General features: G+C 56.0%; 2 protein-coding genes. One reads left to right on the plus strand and one right to left on the minus strand.

What is annotated here, in order from left to right; genetic code table 11:
* Window positions 1-203 precede the first annotated feature (203 nt).
* On the minus strand, window positions 204-353 hold the full coding sequence (locus tag BN1117_RS19635; protein WP_167334815.1) for a hypothetical protein: 150 nt from the start codon (window positions 351-353) through the stop codon (window positions 204-206).
* A 438-nt stretch (window positions 354-791) separates the two neighbouring features.
* Here BN1117_RS19635 and BN1117_RS05585 point away from each other — a divergent pair.
* Window positions 792-2,282: hypothetical protein (locus tag BN1117_RS05585; protein ID WP_040095559.1), on the plus strand; the 1,491-nt coding region annotated here is incomplete at its 3' end.

Here is a 2,282-nt window from a genome sequence, read left to right on the forward strand (position 1 = left end):
GGGTGTCCCAGTTCTGTCCCCCTTTCTCGATGAAGGCGAGCGCAATGAAACCCCAAAAGCCAGCCATCTCCCTGACAAGGGCTCAGCAGCTACCCATAAAAAACCACCGACCAGCAAAAAGTCGGTGGTTTTTTTATCGGTGGTAGATAACGGGTAGCCGATACGAAGCGTTCGCTACCTCAACTTTCGCCCGGGAACGAGCACTACTCCTCTTGCTCCTCCGGTAGTGCCTCCCCACCCCGTATCTGTTGCAGCTCATCGACCCTGGCTTGCCACTTGTCGTGGGCCTGTTTACGCTCCTGCTGCATAAATGCATCTCGCATGGTGTCGATTTTCTGGTCAAGTGTTTCCATCAGAGTGTCTCCTTGTGTGACCATGTAAAGACTGGCTGACGGCGCGTTGGCCAACCTGCTCAGCTAATCTGACACCGATAATGCCGTGACTGCCCAATCAAATAATCGATTGAAAGTGCAAAAATCAATCTAAAAATTATTTCCGTGCTTGCTCTACCACACCAGCATAAAGAGAGACTGGTCGTTCAAGCGTCATGCTCTGGCACGCTGCCAGCCCCGTTAAGCATGGTTGTCAGCTATTACAGGAGCATGCAGCCATCGGCCAATCAGGCCTATGTGGCAACCTGATAGATATCCAGCTTGGGGCTGTGCCCATGATCACACCCTAACAACTCTCATCCCCCTCTCTGCGCGCCTCTGCTTTTTATCATCTAAAGTTACCAAGCAGCCCAAAGCTGCTGATTTATATACATTCGCCGCCAAAAGGGATCTTTTTCCATGACCGAGCATACCGATCTGCTGCCTATCAGCACGGATGATGACCAGGACGCCGGCAACCGTTACCTCTACTACACCGAGGGGGATCTGGCCCGCATTCTTGCCAATCTGGAACAACTGCGCCACGCAGTGTTTCCTGTCGCCATGGGCGAGAGTGAATCAAGCGCCGCCGTGCCCCACAACTTTCCGTCTGTCTGTCTGGTGGGTCTGGGGCGCTGCGGCTCCAACATAGCGCAGGATGTCGCCTCGCTGGTCTACAACGCCCGCAGCTTTTATCTCAATGAGTTCAACAGTGAAGAGCAACGCAAGCGGGAGAAGGAGTTTGGTCCGGTGAGCTGGATCCGGCGCAATCTGCGGCTGCCAAACAACGGGGCCCGGCCTGTCTTTTTGATCGAGCCCATGGTGATGCTGGGGGATCTGGACAAGGACATCGAGGGGCGCATCCGCCACTCCAATCGCAGCGGCGAAGGTGGCTCCTTGCGTGACTACGCCAAAATGCGGGTGATGGACTTGTCAGAGATCCATGCGGGAGGCGCGGGCAACGCCCCCATCCTTGGTCAGTATCTGGCCAAGATTATCCTCAACAAGAGCCCCCAGTACTTCGCCAACTCCGAGTGGCAGGCCATTCATACCTATCTGGTGGACTCCTGCGGCATCAAGGCCAACCAGTCCCGCCTCTATTTCTACATCTTCAGTGCCGGGGGCGGCACCGGCTCGGGTATGGCCTCCGAGTTCGGGCTGGCCCAGCAGTATTCCTACATGAGCAAAACCTTTTCGCCCCCGTCAGAAGAGGAGGAGCACCTCTCCCTCGGGGAGCACTTCATGTTCGATCCCATCTTCACCAGCGGCATCTGTATCCTGCCCAATATCTGTGATCGGGGCATCGAAATCTCGGAAGCACTACACATCAACGCCGGACGTTTGCTGTGCAAATACCTGGCCGAGGAGTGGGACTTCTCCTATCACTTCGACAACGAGCAGGCGTGCGATGCCAGCATGCTCAAGCGGATCAGGCCCTGGAATGCCATGATGCTGATCTCCAACGACATCATGCGCTACGCCGAAGAGAGCGACGATGGCGAGATCCAGCATGTTGATGTCAATACCATGGAGAAGTACGCCAACCAGTACATCTCCCAGCAGATCTTCAACATTCTTACCGCTCAGGCCGTCACCACCGACTACGACGAGAACTACTTTCGCCGAGCGGGCATCGACATCAGCGAAACCATTCGGCTCGACGCCAACGACCTCTTTATGAGTCTGGCGGGGCCGGTGGCGGTGGCGTATGCCGAGTCCATCTCGCCCCCCGGCGGCCTGTTTGACAAGGAGGGCGGGCTCAATGTGGATGATCTCTTCACCCGTTCCATCGAGCTGCCCCACTTCAACAAGATGACCCAGGCCATCGAGGGGATCAGTCTGCTGCCCATCGAGGCGGGCAACTATCGGGAGTATCTGGATGACTATGTGAAAAGTGGCCATGACCCGGCT

The sequence above is a fragment of the Aeromonas australiensis genome (assembly GCF_000819725.1).
GTDB classification, from domain to species: domain Bacteria; phylum Pseudomonadota; class Gammaproteobacteria; order Enterobacterales; family Aeromonadaceae; genus Aeromonas; species Aeromonas australiensis.

Excerpts from the sequence above, each read along its gene's own strand:
- BN1117_RS19635 (WP_167334815.1), bottom strand. The coding sequence starts at position 353 with ATGGAAACACTTGACCAGAAAATCGACACCATGCGAGATGCATTTATG.